Below are 18704 nucleotides of genomic sequence, written 5' to 3'. Positions count from 1 at the left end.
GTTATGGGCATATTCTATAATTGTAACATTGCTGTAACAACAGAAAAGTGTGGTCATTGTTTAAATTACATTTAATTTTATGATCTAAGTCATAAATTATTAACATTCCGCTTATCTATGCTAGAATTTTAGCAGGAACAATAGTTGGAACTTTATGATGAAGCGAATTCTTCTTTTTTTATTTTTTATTTTTACCGCACTTTCCACTCAAGCCGGTCTTTTTGATAAGAAACCGGCTTTCTTGCCAGTGGATGAAGCTTTTCAATTTTCAGCTGCGAAAAGCGAGAATCAAGAAAATGTGATCGTCAATTGGTCGATTGCAGAAGGGTATTATCTCTATCAAGAGAAAATTTCCGTGAAGCTCAATCAAGAAGAAAATGCATCATTTGATGTAGCTACATTTTCTATTTCACCCGAAGATTATAACGATCCTTATTTTGGCTTAATGAAGATTTTCAAAAAGCCTGTGCAAGCTATTTTTAAAGTGAGTCAGTCGCCATTAAAAGCAGAAGATATGGTTGAGATTGCTTACCAAGGTTGTACTGAGGGCTTTTGTTATCCTCCTGAAGTGAAAGAAATTAAAGTGGCAGATTTGCCTATTGCACAGGTCGCTAATACTGAAAAAACATCGGAAAACTCGACCGCACTTTCAGTACAACCCAAAGCAGAACAAGACCGTTTAGCGGAAAGTTTATTTAACAGCAAATATGCTGTATTTGGTTTCTTCTTGTTAGGATTAGGTTTAGCCTTTACCCCTTGTGTATTGCCAATGCTACCACTGCTTTCAGCGATTGTGATTGGTCAAAATCAACGCCCTAATATGTGGCGCGCTTTCGCATTAAGCTTTGTGTATGTGCAGGGGATGGCGGTGACTTACACCTTATTAGGCTTGGTTGTGGCTGCAATTGGTTTGCCATTCCAAGTGGCGTTGCAACATCCTTATGTGATGATTGGCTTATCAATCATCTTTGTCTTGTTAGCCTTGTCGATGTTCGGTGTATTTACCTTACAGCTCCCAAGCTCCTTACAAACAAAACTCTCTTTACTTAGCCAACAGCAAAAAGCCGGTGCTTTGGGTGGCGTGTTCTTAATGGGGATGATTGCGGGGCTTGTGGCTTCGCCTTGCACATCAGCACCGCTTTCTGGCGCATTGCTTTACGTGGCGCAGAGTGGGGATTTGTTTACAGGTGCGATCACACTTTATTTGCTCGCGTTGGGCATGGGCGTACCGTTGATTTTAATCACTTTATTTGGGAATAAAATCCTGCCTAAATCAGGTATGTGGATGGAAACCGTCAAAAAGCTCTTTGGTTTTGTGATGCTCGCATTACCGGTATTCTTAATTTCTCGTATTTTGCCAGATGAATGGACACCAAGATTATGGGCGATGCTCGGTACCGCATTCTTCATTTGGTTTGCTTTCCAAATGCCGAAAAATGACACAGGTTGGGTATTCCGAATTCTCTTTTTAGTGGCGGCAATGATTAGTGTTAAACCACTTCAAACTTGGGTTTGGGGCGAAACCTCAACACCAAGTGCGATCGAAAATAAAGTGGTTTCCCATGTTGAATTTAAGAAAGTAAAAAGCGAAGCTGAATTGCAACAAGCACTTGCTGAAAATAACAAACCGCTTGTGATGCTCGATCTTTATGCGGATTGGTGTGTGGCGTGTAAAGAGTTTGAAAAAGAAACATTTAGTGATCCAAGTGTACAAAAAGCCTTTGGTGACATGCTGCTTCTTCAAGTCGATATGACAAAAAACTCCGAAGAAAACCGTGCTTTAATGACAAAATATAAAGTGTTAGGTTTACCGACAATTTTATTCTTTAACCGAGATGAAAAAGAAATAGAGGGGAGTCGTGTTAACGGATTCATGCCGCCAGTTGAGTTTTTACAATGGATTAAGAAAATCAGTAAAGCGTAAGATTATTTCCTAATCGTAAAAAGTCCTTTTCGATTTGAGGTATTGTTTGGCTTTGGGTTAATCATTAATATACACCCCGTTCTCAAATCACTTTTTATTTTTTATTAGGAAAACTTTATGAAAAACTTAGAAAAATACTCTCCGTATGTTTTAGCTTTATTACGTATCGTCGCTGCGTATATGTTTATCTTACACGGCACAGCGAAATTCTGGGAATTCCCAATTTCAATGACGGGCGGTAACGGCGCAGTGGGCGATCCAATGATGATTGTCGGTGGAGTAATCGAGATTGTCGGTTCAATCCTATTAATTTTAGGTTTATTTGTTCGCCCTGCGGCATTTATCCTTTCGGGTCAAATGGCTTATGCGTATTTCTTTATGCACGTTGCAGGTAAAGGGAATTTATTCTTCCCAATCGCGAACGGTGGTGAACTTGCTTTACTTTACTCTCTCGTGTTCTTCTATTTTGTGTTTGCTGGTGCCGGTGCATTTTCTTTAGATAACCGCAAACGCTAATCACATTATTCACACTGTTAGGTTGCCCGTATTTTGCGGGCTTTTTTATTTTTTAAACCTCCTAAATAATAAGCAGTCGAACCTTGAAGTGCGCTTACCAGGAAAATTTTTTCTACATAAACGCAAACGTTTGCGTTATAATTCCCCGCGCTTATTTTTAACCATTTAATTAAAGGAAAATGTAATGACAGATCGTCCAATTCGTCAGGCTTTACTGAGTGTTTCTGATAAAACCGGTATCGTAGAATTTGCTCAAGGCTTAGTACAGCGTGGTGTAAAACTACTTTCCACAGGTGGTACCGCAAAATTGTTGGAGCAGCATGGTTTGCCGGTGACTGAAGTGTCTGATTATACGGGATTCCCTGAAATGATGGACGGTCGTGTGAAAACCTTGCATCCAAAAGTACATGGCGGGATTCTTGGTCGTCGTGGTATAGATGATGCCATCATGCAGCAACATGGCATTGAAGGCATTGATATGGTTGTCGTGAATTTATATCCGTTTGCAGCCACTGTGGGTAAACCAGATTGTACTTTGGCTGATGCGGTAGAAAATATCGATATCGGTGGACCAACCATGGTGCGTTCTGCAGCGAAAAATCATAAAGATGTGGCGATTGTGGTAAATAATGGTGATTTCAATGCAATTCTTGCAGAGATGGATAAACATCAAAACAGCCTAACGCTTGAAACCCGTTTTGATCTTGCGATTAAAGCATTTGAACATACCGCGCAATATGATTCCATGATTGCTAACTACTTCGGACAAATGGTGAAACCATATCATGTGGCAGAGGAAGAAGATGCGGATGCGAAGTGCGGTCAATTCCCACGGACTTTAAACCTTAACTTCGTGCGTAAACAAACCATGCGTTACGGCGAAAATGCCCATCAAAATGCTGCCTTCTATGTTGATTTGAGTGTGAAAGAGGCGAGTGTGGCTACGGCTAATCAACTCCAAGGTAAAGCCTTGTCTTACAATAATATTGCAGACACCGATGCGGCACTTGAATGCGTGAAAGAATTTGATGAGCCAGCTTGTGTGATCGTTAAACATGCCAATCCATGCGGCGTCGCCTTAGGTAAAGATATTTTAGACGCCTACAACCGTGCTTACCAAACCGATCCAACTTCTGCATTTGGCGGCATTATTGCTTTCAACCGTGAATTAGACGAAAAAACGGCGAATGAAATTGTGGAACGCCAATTCGTTGAAGTGATTATTGCACCGAAAGTTTCTGCTGAAGCGCAAGAAGTCGTGAAACGTAAGAAAAATGTTCGTTTGCTTGAATGTGGTGAATGGACGTCACGTTCCGAACGTTTAGATTTCAAACGCGTGAACGGTGGCTTGTTAGTACAAGATGCGGATTTAGGCATGGTTGGTTTGGATGATTTAAAAGTGGTGAGTAAACGTCAACCAACTGAACAAGAATTAAAAGACTTATTATTCTGCTGGAAAGTGGCGAAATTCGTGAAATCGAATGCCATTGTTTACGCCAAAGATAACCAAACTATCGGTATTGGTGCAGGCCAAATGAGCCGCGTGTATTCGGCCAAAATTGCAGGTATCAAAGCACAGGATGAAGGCTTGACCGTGGCTGGTTGTGTGATGGCATCTGATGCTTTCTTCCCATTCCGTGACGGCATTGATGCAGCGGCGAAAGTAGGGATTCAATGTGTTATCCATCCGGGTGGATCAATGCGCGATCAAGAAGTCATTGATGCAGCAGATGAACATAATATGGTGATGGTATTAACTGGAATGCGTCATTTTAGACATTAATTTATATCGTAACTTCGCTCAATGAGCGAATTACTTTTTTACTTATTCCTCCCCCCCTCTTTCGCAAAGAGGGGGCTGGGGGGAGATTTAAACGATGCTAAATATACTATGAGGTTAAAATAACTTCTGCCAAATCTCCCCTCCCCCTCTTTGCTAAAGAGGGGGGTTAAATTCAAAAAGATACAAGGAGCATTATGAACATCCTCATCATCGGAAATGGCGGGCGTGAACACGCCTTGGCTTGGAAAGCAGCTCAATCTTCACTAGCAGATAAAGTTTTTGTCGCACCAGGCAACGCGGGTACCGCATTAGAGCAAAAAGTAGAAAACGTGAATATTTCTGCAACAGATATTCCCGCATTAGTGAAATTTGCTCAAGATAAGCAAATTGGATTAACCATTGTTGGCCCTGAAGCACCGCTAGTGATTGGGGTAGTTGATGCATTTCGTGAAGCTGGATTGAAGATTTTTGGTCCAACTAAAGCAGCTGCACAATTGGAAGGTTCAAAGGCATTCACTAAAGATTTCCTCGCTCGTCACAAAATCCCAACGGCAGAATATCAAAACTTCACCGAAGTAGAACCTGCCTTGGCGTACTTGCGTGAAAAAGGTGCGCCAATTGTCGTCAAAGCAGATGGTTTGGCGGCGGGCAAAGGCGTAATCGTTGCAATGACATTGCAGGATGCGGAAGAGGCTGTGCGTGATATGCTTTCAGGTAATGCCTTTGGCGAAGCGGGTAGCCGAGTGGTGATTGAAGAGTTTTTAGATGGCGAAGAAGCAAGTTTTATCGTCATGGTAGATGGTAAAAACGTCGAACCTATGGCGACTAGTCAAGATCATAAACGCGTGGGCGAAAATGATATAGGCTTAAATACTGGCGGTATGGGTGCGTATTCGCCTGCGCCAGTGGTGACACAAGAAATTCATGATCGCATTATGCGAGAAGTGATTTATCCAACAGTTAATGGCATGGCAGCGGAAGGCAATGTTTACACAGGTTTTCTGTATGCTGGATTAATGATTATGCCGAATGGTCAGCCGAAAGTGATTGAATTTAACTGCCGTTTTGGCGATCCAGAAACCCAGCCGATCATGCTACGTCTTGAATCAGATCTGGTAGGATTTTGTCTTAAAGCTTGCGATGGTAAATTGAACGAAGTGAAATCCCAATGGAATCCAAAATCTTCCTTAGGGATTGTTTTGGCGGCTGAAGGCTATCCAGGCGATTATCGCAAGGGCGATGAAATCACCGGTTTGCCACAAAGTGCGGTCGAAAATGAGAAAGTTTTCTTAGCGGGAGTTGCAGAACAAGAAGGCAAGTTAGTCACGAACGGCGGTCGCGTGCTTTGTGTTACTGCATTAGGCGAAAGTGTATTTGAAGCACAACAAAAAGCCTTAAAACTCGCTGAGCAAATTCAATGGTCTGGACGTTTTTATCGTCGAGATATTGGTTATCGTGCTGTTGAACGTGAGCAGCAAAAATAACTACATTTAATGTTAAGGAATCGCATGGATTATAAAAATAAAGAATTATGTCGTCTTCGCACAATCAGTTTTTTTCTAACATTACATAAAGATAAATCGCAATGGGAAAGCGCCCTTTATTCGGTGAAACGTGATGTGGATTTGTTATTACCCGCTGTGCAGAAAGCAGGTTATACCTTGCAATCGATTCGAGTGATTACCAATCCCTTTGGTGAATATTTGAATTTAACCAATTTGCAGACAGCAAAAGCTGATTTGCAGTATTTAACGGAATTATTGAATAAATTTAATGAAAGTGGAATTCGTCTTCGATTTGCAATAGGCGCGGCGAGAAATAAAGAGGAAATTGCTTTATTGCCAGAGTTAATCGCGGCTTATGGCGACTTGTGTAATGCTTGTGTCAACGTGCCATTAGATGAAAATGGTGTGTTAGATAATGAACTCATTGAGCAATCTGTTTATGCCGTACAAAAAATTGCAAACATCACACCACGTGGTGAAGGTAATTTTAACTTTACGGTGAATTTTAACTGCAAGCCATTTATTCCTTATTTCCCCGCCGGTTATCATCTAAGCCATTTACCAAATAGTTTTGTTATTGGGTTCGAAACACCCGATTTATTAGTCGAAGTATTAAAATCTGTACCCAAATCGCCTCATAATCAATTTTATGCTGATTGCTATCAAGCTATGTCGCAAGCCCTGCAATATCATGTAGATCAAGTATTAGAGATGTTAAGTGCGGTCAAATTATCAGGTGAATTTGAATTTGCAGGCATTGATAGTTCGGCGGCACCATCGAAAAATTGTGCATCCATGACAAAAATTTATGAATTAATGGGATTGCCCTATTTTGGTGCGGCTGGTTCAGTAGAGGTTTCAGCTTTACTGACAAAAGTGTTTAAATCAATCCAACGTGTGCCATTGGTTGGGTTTTCTGGATTGATGTTGGCGGTGACAGAAGATTTAGGTTTAGCCGAAGGTACACAAAAACACTATTTTGATATCCGTGCTTTACTGACTTATAGTGCAGTATGTGGTATCGGTTTAGACACGGTTCCAGTGGCGGGAAATGTTAAGGCAGAAAGCATAGCGGCTATTATGCGCGACACTGGAACGATGGCATTTCGCTTAAATAAACCCCTCACTGTGCGTTTATTTCCCATTCCGAATAAGGTTGCAGGTGAAATATCTGAATTTGAGAGTGATGATTTATGTAACTGCCGCCTTTTACATATTCCTGATTAAACGAAAATTTCCCTATTTTGTTGTGATCAATGTTATCCCTACTGTCAATAAAAGGAGTATCTCATGAGAAAATTAATATTAGGTAGCCTTGTTGCTGCATTATTAACAGGTTGCTCGGGGGCTTCAAATGTCTCACAAAGTTCAACATTAGATGGCGAGTGGATTTGTCATACTATCCCGACACAAGATAAACAAACTTACGAGCGCTTAGATCACTTTGTCTTAAAGCCAGATGGAACAGGCGCCTTGCGAGGCATTTCCTACATTGAATTGGATAAAGAGACGACTATTCGTTATTTAACAAAAGGCAAGGTGAAATGGCAGAACCAAAATAATGTCTTGAGTTTTGATTTTGTTAATCGCGCGATGGTGCCTGCGCACAGTAACAATGTGGCGAAAGCTATCAAGCAAGATAAGAAATTACAAAAACAAGAAAAAGAGCAATTGGCTGCGTTTTATAGCAAATCAGGCGATCACGTGAATATGCCAATTGAACTTAAACAGAATGGCAATCAACTTATTTTAGATAAGGATTTTGCGACTTGCCGACGAGTCACAGAGAATGACAAAGATATTCAGTTATTGAATCAGTGGTTTGTGAAGAAATAAATGCAATTATTTTAAGCTTGATAAAAAAACAAGCGCGATTTTAACCTCACTTTATTTTTGTAAGTGCGGAAATCAACTTAATAAAAGGAGTATTACTATGAGAAAATTAGTATTAGGTAGTCTTGTCGCTGTATTGCTATCGGGATGTGCAACAGCGCATCAGCAAACTGAACAGGAAAAAGCATTGGTGGGTGATTGGATTTGTCATGTGAAACCAGCCGCCAAGGCACCTTTGCCAGTTGAGCATTTTGATTATGTCACTTATCGAGCGGATCAAACTGTGCTTCTACGCGGTATTTCACAGATTGATACAAAAGAAGGTTGGATGCGTTATTTATTGCAAGCCAAAGCCAAATGGCAGGCAAGTGATGGTAAATTGAGTTATGACTTTACCGATCGTCTATTTAAAACTGCCCATTCACCGCAAGTTGCGAAAATCATAGAGCAAGTTCCAGAGTTTAAAGACTATGAGAAGGAATTTGTTTCACCTTGCGATCGTTGTGGTGATCATTTGGATATGAAGATTAAAATGAAAAGTCCAACAAGGATGACAAATTTTAATACTTACACGAAAGAAACCAGCCAATGCCGTAAACTTAGTGCGGGCGAGAAAACAAAAGAAGTTAAATTAATTGAAAAATTAGTGAAAGAAAAAGGCTCGATTTAGATAAATGAATGTTTTTCATTGTAATAATGAAAAATATGGTCGAAATTTTTGGTTAAGTTTTTGCCTGGAAACAGGTAAACTATACACAAATAATTCAAACAACGAGGAAAACACAATGTTTAAAAAAAGTATGAACATCGCTGATTACGATCCGGTTCTATGGCAAGCCATTCAGGACGAAAATCGTCGTCAAGAAGAGCATATCGAGCTTATCGCGTCTGAAAACTATGCAAGCCCACGCGTAATGGAAGCGCAAGGTTCACAGTTTACGAACAAATATGCAGAAGGCTATCCAGGTAAACGTTACTACGGCGGTTGTGAGTACGCAGACATTGTGGAGCAGTTGGCGATTGATCGCGCGAAAGAGTTATTTGGTGCTGATTATGTGAACGTACAACCACACTCAGGTTCACAAGCGAATGCGGCAGTATATGGTGCATTAATCAATGCGGGTGATACTATTTTAGGGATGGATTTAGCACACGGTGGTCACTTAACTCATGGGGCGAAAGTGAGCTTCTCCGGTAAAATCTATAATTCTGTACTTTATGGTATCACCGCTGACGGTTTAATCGACTATGAAGATGTGCGTCAAAAAGCGTTAGAACATAAACCAAAAATGATCGTGGCAGGTTTCTCTGCTTATTCTCAAGTAGTAGATTGGAAAAAAATGCGCGAAATCGCGGATGAAGTGGGCGCGTATTTATTCGTTGATATGGCTCACGTTGCGGGCTTAATCGCAGCAGGTTTATATCCAAACCCATTACCATACGCACATGTTGTAACAACGACTACCCATAAAACTTTAGGTGGTCCACGTGGTGGTTTAATCCTTTCTTCTTGTGGTGATGAAGAGCTTTATAAACGCTTACAATCTTCAGTTTTCCCTGCAAACCAAGGTGGTCCATTGGTTCACATTATTGCGGCGAAAGCGGTATGTTTCAAAGAAGCATTAGAGCCTGCTTATAAAGAATACCAAGCAAACGTGATTAAAAATGCGAAAGCAATGGTAGAAGTGTTTAAACAACGTGGTTATGACGTGGTTTCAAATGGCACAGAAAACCATTTATTCTTAGTCAGTTTCATCAAACAAGGCTTAACAGGTAAAGCAGCAGATGCAGCACTAGGTAAAGCGAATATCACCGTTAATAAAAACTCCGTACCAAATGATCCACAAAAACCATTTGTGACCTCTGGTATTCGTGTTGGTACACCAGCTGTGACTCGTCGAGGCTTTAACGAGCAAGACTGTCGTGAACTAGCCGGTTGGATGTGTGATGTATTAGATGCATTAGGCAAAGAAAACGAAGAGCAAGTGATTGCAGCAACCAAAGAAAAAGTATTGGCAATCTGCAAACGTCTTCCTGTTTACGCAAGCTAATTTTTAATCATTGTTAAAAGAAACGGTAACATCAGTAAAGGATGTTGCCGTTTTTTATTTCAATTTTTCTATTCTCCACTGAGAGATGGAGAGCTAATCGCTTGATATTATAGTAACTATTTTTCTGAGCAATTGAATAGTTGAATAAAATACTATATTATTTGGTAGCTCAACTAAACGATAAATATATTAATTCTTCAGCCTAAAGAGCCTGGGTAAAAACCAGTCTCCATTATGCTTACTTAAATTGCCACGATAGTGGTTTAACGGTGCTGAGCCTATTATCCAATTTAGTTGAAAATCTGACCGCACTTTTGTACTCAACTGAAATACATTTATCTCTCCAAAGGAAATCCATGCTTAAAACATTATTTAATTTATTTCGAAAAACTGATAAAAACAGCCTTGAAACATTACAGCAACGTGTAGAACAAGGGGATGCTGAGGCAATGTATCAGTTAGGACGTTTTTATCATATTGGAGAGGTGGTAGAAGCTGATTACGATAAAGCGATGACGTTATATCACCGCGCGAATGCATTGGGTTATCCATTGGCGGCAAGTAATATTGGCGCACTTTATGATGATATGGGGGAGCCTGAAAAATCAGTGGAATGGTTTGAGCAAGGCATTCGTCAGGGCGATAAACGAGCGACAATCAATTTGGGACGATTCTATCTTTTAGGCATTGGCGTGGAGCAAGACACATTTAAAGGCATGCAAATGCTAGAGAAATATGACAATAATGGGCTTGCTTCATACCTCTTAGCACAGGTATATGATGGCGTTATAGGATATGACGTTCCAATTAATTATCCTAAAGCATTGGAATATTACTTGCTTGCTGAGAAGAATAAACAAGATTTAACCAATGAAGATTTAATGACGCTTTATAATAACCTTGGGATACTCTACAACGCTCACGAGGATATTCCAACCAATTATGTTGAAGCGCAAAAATACCTAACCAAAGCTGCTGAAATGGGGTTTCCTAATGCAATGTATGGTTTAGCAAATTTACACGATTTTAAAGGGGATAAAAAGCAAGCCTTCAAATGGTATTTAAAAGCTGCTGAAAATGGCTTAATTGATGCCTATTACTATGTTGGTAATGCTTATAAAAGAGGTGAGGGGGTTCAACAAGATAGCCAGAAAGCCTTGAAATGGTTAGAGCTAGCAGCAGAATACCAAATGAGGGATGCGGCTTGGGAATTGGCTGAGATTTACCAGGAAGGGCTAGGTAATGTGCCACAAAATTTAGAAAAAGCTCAAGAGTTTTATCTACTTGCAAAAGAATCAGGAGAGAATGTCGAACGTTCAGTGCAACAGCTGCAAAGTCGTCTTGCTGTGCGTGATGATTTTGATGCATTACTTGAACGAGCGAAAGAAGGCAATCTTGAGGCGCAAAAGGATTTAGCGATGGCTTACGTTCGAGGTGATGAAATTGAACAGAATTATGAAGAAGCCTTTAAATGGTATAAAGCTGCCGCCGAACAAGGCGATGCAGATGCACAAAATAGCCTTTATAACCGCTATGCAAAAGGCGAAGGAGTTGAACAAAATAGCGAAGAAGCGATGAAGTGGCTACATCGTAGTGCCGATCAAGGTCATGGGCTGGCTTATTATAATTTAGGGTTTGAATATAGTTCAGGTGTTTTAGTCAAAAAAAATGAACTAGAAGCGATCAAATGGTATAAAAAAGCAGTAAAAAAAGACGTCACAGAAGCTTATTATCAACTCGGATTTCTTTATACTTATGGCGATACTATTAAAGAGGATTATAAGTCTGCACGGGAATATTATGAATTGGCGGGCGGAAGCTGGAACGGTGAAGCACAAAATGAATTAGGTATCCTTCACTTTAATGGGCTAGGGACACCAAAAGATGATGCAAAAGCCTTTCTTTATTTCCAACTTGCTGCTGAAAACGGCAGTCCGGAGGGAATGTACAATTTAGGTGCGATGTATGACAATGGCTTTGGCACAAAACGCAACCGCAAATTCGCCACCCAATGGTTTAAAAAATCCTGTGAAGCTGGATATGAAAAAGCATGCGAGATGCTATAAAAATAGAGCTTACTTTATGTTTATCCGTACAAAAGGATAGGCGTAATATATGGTCAATGTGTTAGAATTAACTATTATTTTTATTGTTTTTTGATCTTCTAGTTTACGCATAATGCTGATTCAGCTTTTATTTGTAATGTTAGCGGCGGTAAATATCGTCGCTTATTTTTTAATGTGGAAAGATAAAGTCCGCGCGGTTCGTCACGGCTGGCGAATTTCTGAAAATACCTTTTTTCTATTAAGTCTTCTTGGTGGGTTTATTGGTGTTTATTGCGGGATGAAGCGCTTTCGCCATAAAACCAAACATTTCAGTTTCAAATTTGTTGTTATTCTCAGTGCCTTTATTTGGCTAGTCTTAATGCCTTATTGGTATTTCTTTCTTGAGTAGTTTTAAATTCAGAATGACTTTCGTTATTGAGAATAAAAAAGCCTAGAGAATATCTCTAGGCTTTTTAGCATGTAATTAGATTATTTAAAAATGAGGCGTCTTTTTCTGCTTTTCTTCACTTGTGAAATAGTGATTAATCCCAACACAAGGACATAAACAGCAAAAATAAACACGAGCCATTGCACCATAGTAATACCGAAGAGTGACCATTGACTTTCATTACAGCTACCTGTCGGATTGAAGACTGCGGGTAGCCATTTATGGAATGGTAACGTTTCCGGAAAGTTAGGTATAAATTCACATTGTTTCCACGGTGCAGGGTTCATTTGTAAATCAAGGTGACGGATAGATATCATTAATCCTTTAATTGCACTAAATAAACCCACAATAAGAGCAAGAATGCGGATAATAAGCGAACTTGGGGCTAAGGCGCCGATAAGACCAGCGACGAATAAACCCACAACAGCTAAACGTTCATAAACACAAAGTACGCAAGGTTGCAAACCCATGCCGTATTGAAAATAAAGTGCGGTCGATTCTAAGGCAAATGCGGTAAATGCCAAAAAGATCCACGCTGAACGTTTAAGGGATAATTGCTTAAAAAAGTCGAGCATTCTTTCTCCTTATGCTTCACTAAATAGGAAGAATTAAGCCAAGGTTCGCAAGCAAAATCGTCATTTCAGGTAGGATAAATTCGATTGCAAGGAAACCGACTAGCGTTAATACGATAGTGTAAGGCAATGCCATGTAGACCATTCTACCATAAGAAAGTTTAATTAACGGTGCAAGCGATGATGTTAATAGGAACAAGAATGCGGCTTGACCGTTTGGTGTCGCAACAGAAGGTAAGTTTGTCCCTGTATTGATTGCGACCGCAAGTAATTCAAATTGGTGTGGTGCAATTGCTCCAGCTGTAAGCGCATTTTTCGCCTCATTAATGTAAACCGTTGCAACGAATACGTTATCAGAAATTGCAGAAAGTAAACCGTTGAAACCATAGAATAGGGCTAACTGGGTTTTCTCTTCTGCACTTAATACGAAGTGGATAATTGGACCAAAGAGTTTTTGATCGATAATCACCGCAACGATAGAGAAAAAGACCACTAATAACGCAGTGAAAGGTAAGCTTTCTTGGAATGATTTACCAATAGCGTGCTCATCGGTTACACCAGTAAAGGTAGTCGCAAGAATAATCACACTTAAACCGATTAGACCTACCGCAGCCAAATGGAAGGCTAGACCTAAGATTAACCAAATCGCGATAAGACCTTGAACAGAAAGACGTACTTTATCTTGTTTAGACATTTTTTGTGTATTTTCACGATCTAAATCAGCCAAGATTTTCCATACTTCTTCTGGTAATTTTTCGCCATAGCCGAACACTTTAAATTTTTCCACTAAAACACAAGTGAGTAATCCACAGATAAATACAGGGATGGTTACTGGCGCCATACGGAAGAAGAATTCAATGAAGTTCCATTTTGCTTGTTCTGCAATAATCAGGTTTTGTGGTTCACCCACCATAGTCATTACACCACCGAGCGCGGTACCTACACCTGCATGCATCATTAAGCTACGTAAGAAAGAACGGAATTTTTCGAGCGTTTCGTGATTTTTAATTTTGTTATCATCGGAAATATCAACTGCATCTTGTAGTGTCTTACCTGATGCGACTTTGTGATAAACCCCATAGAAACCCATGGCAACACTGATGATTACAGCCACAACGGTAAGCGCATCTAAGAACGCTGAAAGAAATGCTGCACTGAAACAGAATGCTAAAGAGAGGACGATTTTAGAACGGATACGGACTAATAATTTGGTGAATACATAAAGCAAAAGTTGCTTTATAAAGTAAATGCCAGCCACCATGAAGATTAAAAGTAAAACGACTTCAAAGTTTGCCATGATCTCGGCTTTAACGTGTTCAGCATTCGTCATGCCGATAGCAATAGCCTCAAAGGCTAATAAACCACCTGGCTGAAGGGGATAGCATTTTAATGCCATCGCAAGGGTGAAAATAAACTCAGCAACGAGTACCCAGCCCGCCACAAATGGGCTTACCCAAAAGAATAAAATTGGGTTAATTACCAAGAAGGCAATAATAGTTAATTTATACCAATCAGGGCTCGAGCCCAGAAAGTTTTTCATAAAAGCTTGTGTGTAAGTCATATTGAACTCCGTTTTTTTATAGTCCTATCATTGTAATATATACTGCTTTAAAGGATAATAGACCAGTTAAAGATTTATTCAATAAATCACATTTTTTTGATCTTTTTAGGATTTTTTATATTTATTTCATACTCATGCAAACTGATAATACCCTTTTACGGGCTCAAAGCCCAGCCGCTCTTGCCGAAGAATATATTGTTAGAAGTATTTGGGATAATGTATTTCCCGCAGGCACTAACCTTCCTTCTGAGCGTGATTTAGCTGATAAAATCGGCGTAACACGCACCACATTACGTGAAGTATTACAGCGTTTGGCTCGTGATGGCTGGCTTACCATTCAACACGGCAAGCCGACAAAAGTCAATGATATTTGGGATACAGCTGGTCCAAGCATCATTGAAACCTTAATTACCTTAGATCGCCAAAGCGCGCCGTTAATTATTGAAAATATGTTGTCATTGCGTAGTCGCATGTCGGAATCTTATATTTATGAGGCAGTAAAAAATTCACCTAAAGCCTCTGTCGCCTTGTTCAAAGGAATGGATGCTTTAGAGAATACCGCTGAAAGCTACATGGAATTTGACTATGCTTTATTTCGTCAATTTACGGTTATGGCTAATAAACCTTTCTATCGTTTAATTTTCAATAGCTTGCGTGGGGTTTATCATAAAATTGGTTTGCTATTCTTTAGTGACGAAAAACATCGTCAAGTGACACATGATTTTTATGTAGAATTGCGTGATATTTGTGAAAGAGGTCAATCCGATTTAGTGGTGGAATGTATTCGTAAACACAAGCAAGTGACTTCCGCTTACTGGCGAGCCATTTTAGAAAGCTTGCCAAAAGATTTAGCAACAGAATAATATTAAAAGTGCGGTTGAAAATGACCGCACTTTTTCCTTATATCAAAGACTCAATATTATGCGTATTCCAAGAATTTATCACCCAGAATCCCTTAAAAATCAATCTACTTGCCAACTTTCAGAGGATGCAGCTAATCACGTAGGGCGTGTACTGCGTATGACTGAAGGTGAGCAAGTTGAATTATTTGATGGAAGTAATCATATTTATCCAGCAAAAATTATTGAAGCAAGCAAAAAAGCCGTTAAAGTAGAAATTCTTGGGTGTGAATTAAGTGATAAAGAGTCTAATTTACCGATTCATTTAGGGCAGGTTATTTCCCGCGGTGATCGAATGGAATTTACCATTCAAAAGTCCGTAGAGTTGGGCGTGAACGTGATTACACCATTATGGTCAGAACGCTGTGGCGTGAAGTTGGATGGTGAACGTATGGATAAGAAAATCCAACAATGGCAAAAAATTGCCATTGCGGCTTGTGAACAATGTGGCCGTAACGTTGTGCCAGAAATTCGCCCGTTAATGAAATTACAAGATTGGTGTGCAGAAAATGATGGCGCGTTGAAATTGAATTTACATCCAAGAGCCCAATATTCAATTAAAACCTTGCCTTCTATTCCAAAAGAAGGTGTTCGTTTGCTTATTGGTTCAGAAGGCGGTTTATCACCTCAAGAAATCGCTCAAACTGAACAACAAGGATTTACTGAAATTTTATTAGGAAAGCGTGTGTTACGTACAGAAACAGCCTCTTTAGCGGCGATTAGTGCGTTGCAAATTTGTTTTGGAGATTTGGGATAATGATGGATTTACAAGGGCAATTTTTAATTGCGATGCCACAGTTGGAAGATTATTTCCAAAATACCGTGGTGTATATGTGTGAGCATAATGAGCAAGGTTCGATGGGTTTAGTGATTAATCAACCCACCGATTTAAGCATTGCTGAACTGTATTCAAAAATGAATTTTATGATGAAAAATGACCGCACTTTTAGCAATGAACTTGTGCTTGCAGGGGGACCGGTACATTCTGAGCGTGGTTTTATTTTGCATAAGAAAACTACGAAAGAATTTGAGCATAGTTATAAAATTACCGATGAGATGTTTCTGACCACTTCGGCAGATATTGTGGAAACCTTTGGTTCAGAGGGTGCACCCGAAAAATATCTTGTTGCGCTCGGTTGTGCAAGTTGGACAGCAGGACAGTTAGAACAAGAGATTGCAGATAATGCCTGGTTAGTGGCACCAGCTTCAGACACCATTTTATTTGAAACGATTTATGAAGATCGTTATCCTGCCGCGAATCAATTATTAGGGATTAATCCTCATAATTTTGTCTTTTCACAAGTGGGGCACAGTTAATGGCCATCACAGCAATCGCGTTTGATTTTGGCACAAAAAGCATTGGTTGTGCAGTCGGGCAAAGTATCACGGGTACGGCGCAAGCCTTACCTGCATTTAAAGCGCAAGATGGCATTCCAAACTGGGATGCTATTGAAAAATGCTTAAAAGACTGGAAGCCTGATGTTATTGTGGTGGGATTGCCTTTAAATATGGATGGTACCGAGCAAGATTTAACACTTCGTGCGAAAAAATTTGCCAACCGCTTAAATGGTCGTTTCGGTATCAAAGTAGAACTGCAAGATGAGCGCTTAACGACGGTTTCTGCGCGAGATGAAATTTTCCAGCGTGGCGGTTATCGCGCTCTCAATAAAGGCAAAGTAGATGGGATCTCTGCTTGCTTGATTTTAGAAAGTTGGTTCGAAAACTATTCAGAATAAGCTAAAAACAAACCGCACTTTAAGGTGCGGTTTGTTGTATTTATGAGATCCAAATTAGACTCGCCATTCGACCTGTTTTGCCATCTCGACGATAGGAAAAGAAGGTCTCTTTTTCAGTAAAGGTACAATGTTCACCACCGTAAATTTGGGTAATCCCTAATTTGTTGAGGCGTTGTGTGGCGATTTGATAAAGATTGCCGAGGTATTTTCCTGATTCATTCGGATCGGGTCGAAAAGCCGTTTCTGCAATCGGGTCAAACGCCATAAATTGCTCAATCACTTCTTTGCCAACCTGGAATGCATTTGGTCCAATAGCAGGCCCAAACCACGCAATAATCTCTTCGGGGGCAGATTGGAAACATTTCACGGTTTCTTCTAATACACCATCGCAGAGTCCGCGCCAGCCTGCGTGTGCCGCAGCCACTTCAGTCCCTTGCTTATTGGTAAATAAAACCGGTAAGCAATCAGCTGTCATCACCAAACATACTTGGTTAGGTTGATTGGTGTAAACCGCATCAGCCTCTAAATCATTGCCCTCATAAGGCACCGTAATCACACGAGTGCTATGTGTTTGAGTTAAAAACAACGGGAAATGTGGCAGATTAAATTTTTCGACCAATAAAGTGCGGTTAGTTTTGATCGCACTTTTATTGTCTTCGACATGATCACCCAAATTGAAGCTATCGAAAGGCGGCAGGCTTACGCCACCTTCTCTTGTGGTTGTAAAAGCTTGGATATGTGGTGGAACATTCCAGTTTGGAACAATAGTTTTCATCTTAATAATCCAATTCGTCTTTATGTTCGAGGTAATCCGCTTTTAAGGCATGAAGTAATTCGACAAAGTCATCCGGCAATGGCGCATACCACTCCATCATTTCTCCCGTAATCGGGTGAGCTAAACGCAGCATAACCGCATGTAAGGCTTGGCGTTTAAAATTGCGTAGCACTTCAGTAAAGGCTTCGCTTGCATTTTTAGGTGGGCGAGGGCGGCCTCCGTAAGTTTGATCACCCAATAGTGGATGCGCAATATGTGCCATGTGTACACGAATTTGGTGAGTACGACCCGTTTCTAAACGTAAGCGTAAACGGGTGTAATTACGGAAGTTTTCCATAATGCGATAGTGCGTAACCGCCGGTTTACCCATTGGGTGAACCGCCATCAATGTGCGTTTGGTGGCGTGACGAGCCATTGGCTGATCTACTGTGCCACCTTTGGTCATAATACCACTTGCGACGGCTTCGTATTCACGAGTGATCTTACGTTTTTGTAAGTCACGTACGAGTTTGGTTTGTGCAGGAATGGTTTTAGCGACAACCATGAGACCCGTTGTGTCTTTATCTAAACGATGCACAATCCCTGCACGTGGTACTTCGGCAATAGGTGGATAGTGATAGAGTAGCGCATTAAGCACGGTACCATCTGGATTACCCGCACCAGGGTGAACCACGAGATCTTTAGGTTTATTAATCACGATAATATCGTCATCTTCATAAACGATATTGAGTGGAATATTTTGTGGCTCAAAACGGTTTTCATCTTCCACTTCTACCGAAATTTCAATTTGCTCTCCGCCATAAACTTTTGCACGGGGAATATCGGCAATTTCACTGTTCATTTTTACCTGTTTTGCTTCAATCCAGGTTTTTAAACGCGAACGGGAATATTCTGGGAACAACTCTGCGAGGGTTTGGTCTAAACGCTGTCCCATTTGTTCGGGCTGAACTTCAGCCGTTAAGGTAATTTGTGGCATAAAAAATCCATCTAAAAATTTAAAAAGTTGGCTTATTGTGTAATGTTCTATACAATATTCGTTAATTGTAACTTATTTAT

18 protein-coding genes are annotated in these 18704 nt (G+C 40.2%); 14 read left to right on the top strand and 4 right to left on the bottom strand.

Annotation, left to right across the window (positions count from 1 at the left end):
* Positions 1-157 precede the first annotated feature (157 nt).
* From QP437_RS00845 to QP437_RS00800, 10 genes are all read left to right on the top strand, one after another.
* Positions 158-1924, top strand: coding sequence for a protein-disulfide reductase DsbD (locus QP437_RS00845; protein ID WP_285266734.1), 1767 nt, complete (start codon positions 158-160; stop codon positions 1922-1924).
* 117 nt (positions 1925-2041) lie between these two features.
* Positions 2042-2440: a DoxX family protein gene (locus tag QP437_RS00840; protein ID WP_049357642.1), complete on the top strand. Its 399-nt coding sequence runs from the start codon at positions 2042-2044 to the stop codon at positions 2438-2440.
* A gap of 184 nt (positions 2441-2624) precedes the next feature.
* The gene (purH, locus tag QP437_RS00835; protein WP_285266625.1) at positions 2625-4223 is read left to right on the top strand and encodes a bifunctional phosphoribosylaminoimidazolecarboxamide formyltransferase/IMP cyclohydrolase; all 1599 of its coding nucleotides are present in this window, start codon (positions 2625-2627) and stop codon (positions 4221-4223) included.
* Between the two features lie 194 nt (positions 4224-4417).
* On the top strand, positions 4418-5707 hold the full coding sequence (gene purD, locus QP437_RS00830) for a phosphoribosylamine--glycine ligase (protein ID WP_285266624.1): 1290 nt from the start codon (positions 4418-4420) through the stop codon (positions 5705-5707).
* Between the two features lie 24 nt (positions 5708-5731).
* Positions 5732-6955, top strand: a complete 1224-nt coding sequence (locus tag QP437_RS00825; protein ID WP_285266623.1) for a DUF711 family protein — start codon at positions 5732-5734, stop codon at positions 6953-6955.
* A gap of 63 nt (positions 6956-7018) precedes the next feature.
* Complete coding sequence (locus QP437_RS00820) at positions 7019-7564, top strand: hypothetical protein (RefSeq protein WP_285266622.1); 546 nt, start codon at positions 7019-7021, stop codon at positions 7562-7564.
* A gap of 97 nt (positions 7565-7661) precedes the next feature.
* Complete coding sequence (locus QP437_RS00815; protein ID WP_197546983.1) at positions 7662-8231, top strand: hypothetical protein; 570 nt, start codon at positions 7662-7664, stop codon at positions 8229-8231.
* Between the two features lie 115 nt (positions 8232-8346).
* A complete protein-coding gene (gene glyA, locus QP437_RS00810; RefSeq protein WP_054419842.1) occupies positions 8347-9612 on the top strand; it encodes a serine hydroxymethyltransferase in 1266 nt (421 codons plus the stop codon).
* A gap of 356 nt (positions 9613-9968) precedes the next feature.
* Complete coding sequence (locus QP437_RS00805) at positions 9969-11678, top strand: tetratricopeptide repeat protein (RefSeq protein WP_285266621.1); 1710 nt, start codon at positions 9969-9971, stop codon at positions 11676-11678.
* Between the two features lie 112 nt (positions 11679-11790).
* Entirely contained in the window at positions 11791-12066 is a 276-nt protein-coding gene (locus tag QP437_RS00800; protein WP_285266620.1) for a DUF1294 domain-containing protein, read from the top strand.
* Positions 12067-12146: 80 nt separating this feature from the next.
* Here QP437_RS00800 and dsbB read toward each other — a convergent pair whose 3' ends face one another.
* Positions 12147-12680, bottom strand: a complete 534-nt coding sequence (gene dsbB / locus QP437_RS00795) for a disulfide bond formation protein DsbB (RefSeq protein WP_070776116.1) — start codon at positions 12678-12680, stop codon at positions 12147-12149.
* Between the two features lie 19 nt (positions 12681-12699).
* Positions 12700-14238, bottom strand: coding sequence for a Na(+)/H(+) antiporter NhaB (nhaB, locus tag QP437_RS00790; protein WP_285266619.1), 1539 nt, complete (start codon positions 14236-14238; stop codon positions 12700-12702).
* A gap of 134 nt (positions 14239-14372) precedes the next feature.
* Between nhaB and fadR the strand changes: the two genes are divergently transcribed.
* The 4 genes from fadR to ruvX are packed head-to-tail and all read left to right on the top strand — an operon-like array spanning position 14373 to position 16873.
* Positions 14373-15101, top strand: a complete 729-nt coding sequence (gene fadR / locus QP437_RS00785) for a fatty acid metabolism transcriptional regulator FadR (protein ID WP_285266618.1) — start codon at positions 14373-14375, stop codon at positions 15099-15101.
* Positions 15102-15159: 58 nt separating this feature from the next.
* On the top strand, positions 15160-15894 hold the full coding sequence (rsmE, locus tag QP437_RS00780) for a 16S rRNA (uracil(1498)-N(3))-methyltransferase (protein ID WP_285266617.1): 735 nt from the start codon (positions 15160-15162) through the stop codon (positions 15892-15894).
* Entirely contained in the window at positions 15894-16454 is a 561-nt protein-coding gene (locus QP437_RS00775) for a YqgE/AlgH family protein (protein ID WP_285266616.1), read from the top strand. The genes rsmE and QP437_RS00775 overlap by 1 nt, the downstream gene beginning before the upstream one ends.
* Entirely contained in the window at positions 16454-16873 is a 420-nt protein-coding gene (gene ruvX / locus QP437_RS00770) for a Holliday junction resolvase RuvX (protein WP_285266615.1), read from the top strand. The genes QP437_RS00775 and ruvX overlap by 1 nt, the downstream gene beginning before the upstream one ends.
* Before the next feature lie 40 nt (positions 16874-16913).
* On the opposite strand, the gene pgeF is transcribed toward ruvX, so the two are convergent.
* On the bottom strand, positions 16914-17648 hold the full coding sequence (pgeF, locus tag QP437_RS00765; protein ID WP_285266614.1) for a peptidoglycan editing factor PgeF: 735 nt from the start codon (positions 17646-17648) through the stop codon (positions 16914-16916).
* A 1-nt stretch (position 17649) separates the two neighbouring features.
* Entirely contained in the window at positions 17650-18624 is a 975-nt protein-coding gene (gene rluD / locus QP437_RS00760; protein WP_285266613.1) for a 23S rRNA pseudouridine(1911/1915/1917) synthase RluD, read from the bottom strand.
* Positions 18625-18704: the final 80 nt, after the last annotated feature.

Origin of the sequence: Haemophilus sp. UMB1048 (assembly GCF_030218125.1) — a bacterium.
Classification (GTDB): domain Bacteria; phylum Pseudomonadota; class Gammaproteobacteria; order Enterobacterales; family Pasteurellaceae; genus Haemophilus_D.
This window is presented reverse-complemented; position numbering and strand designations above follow the sequence as displayed.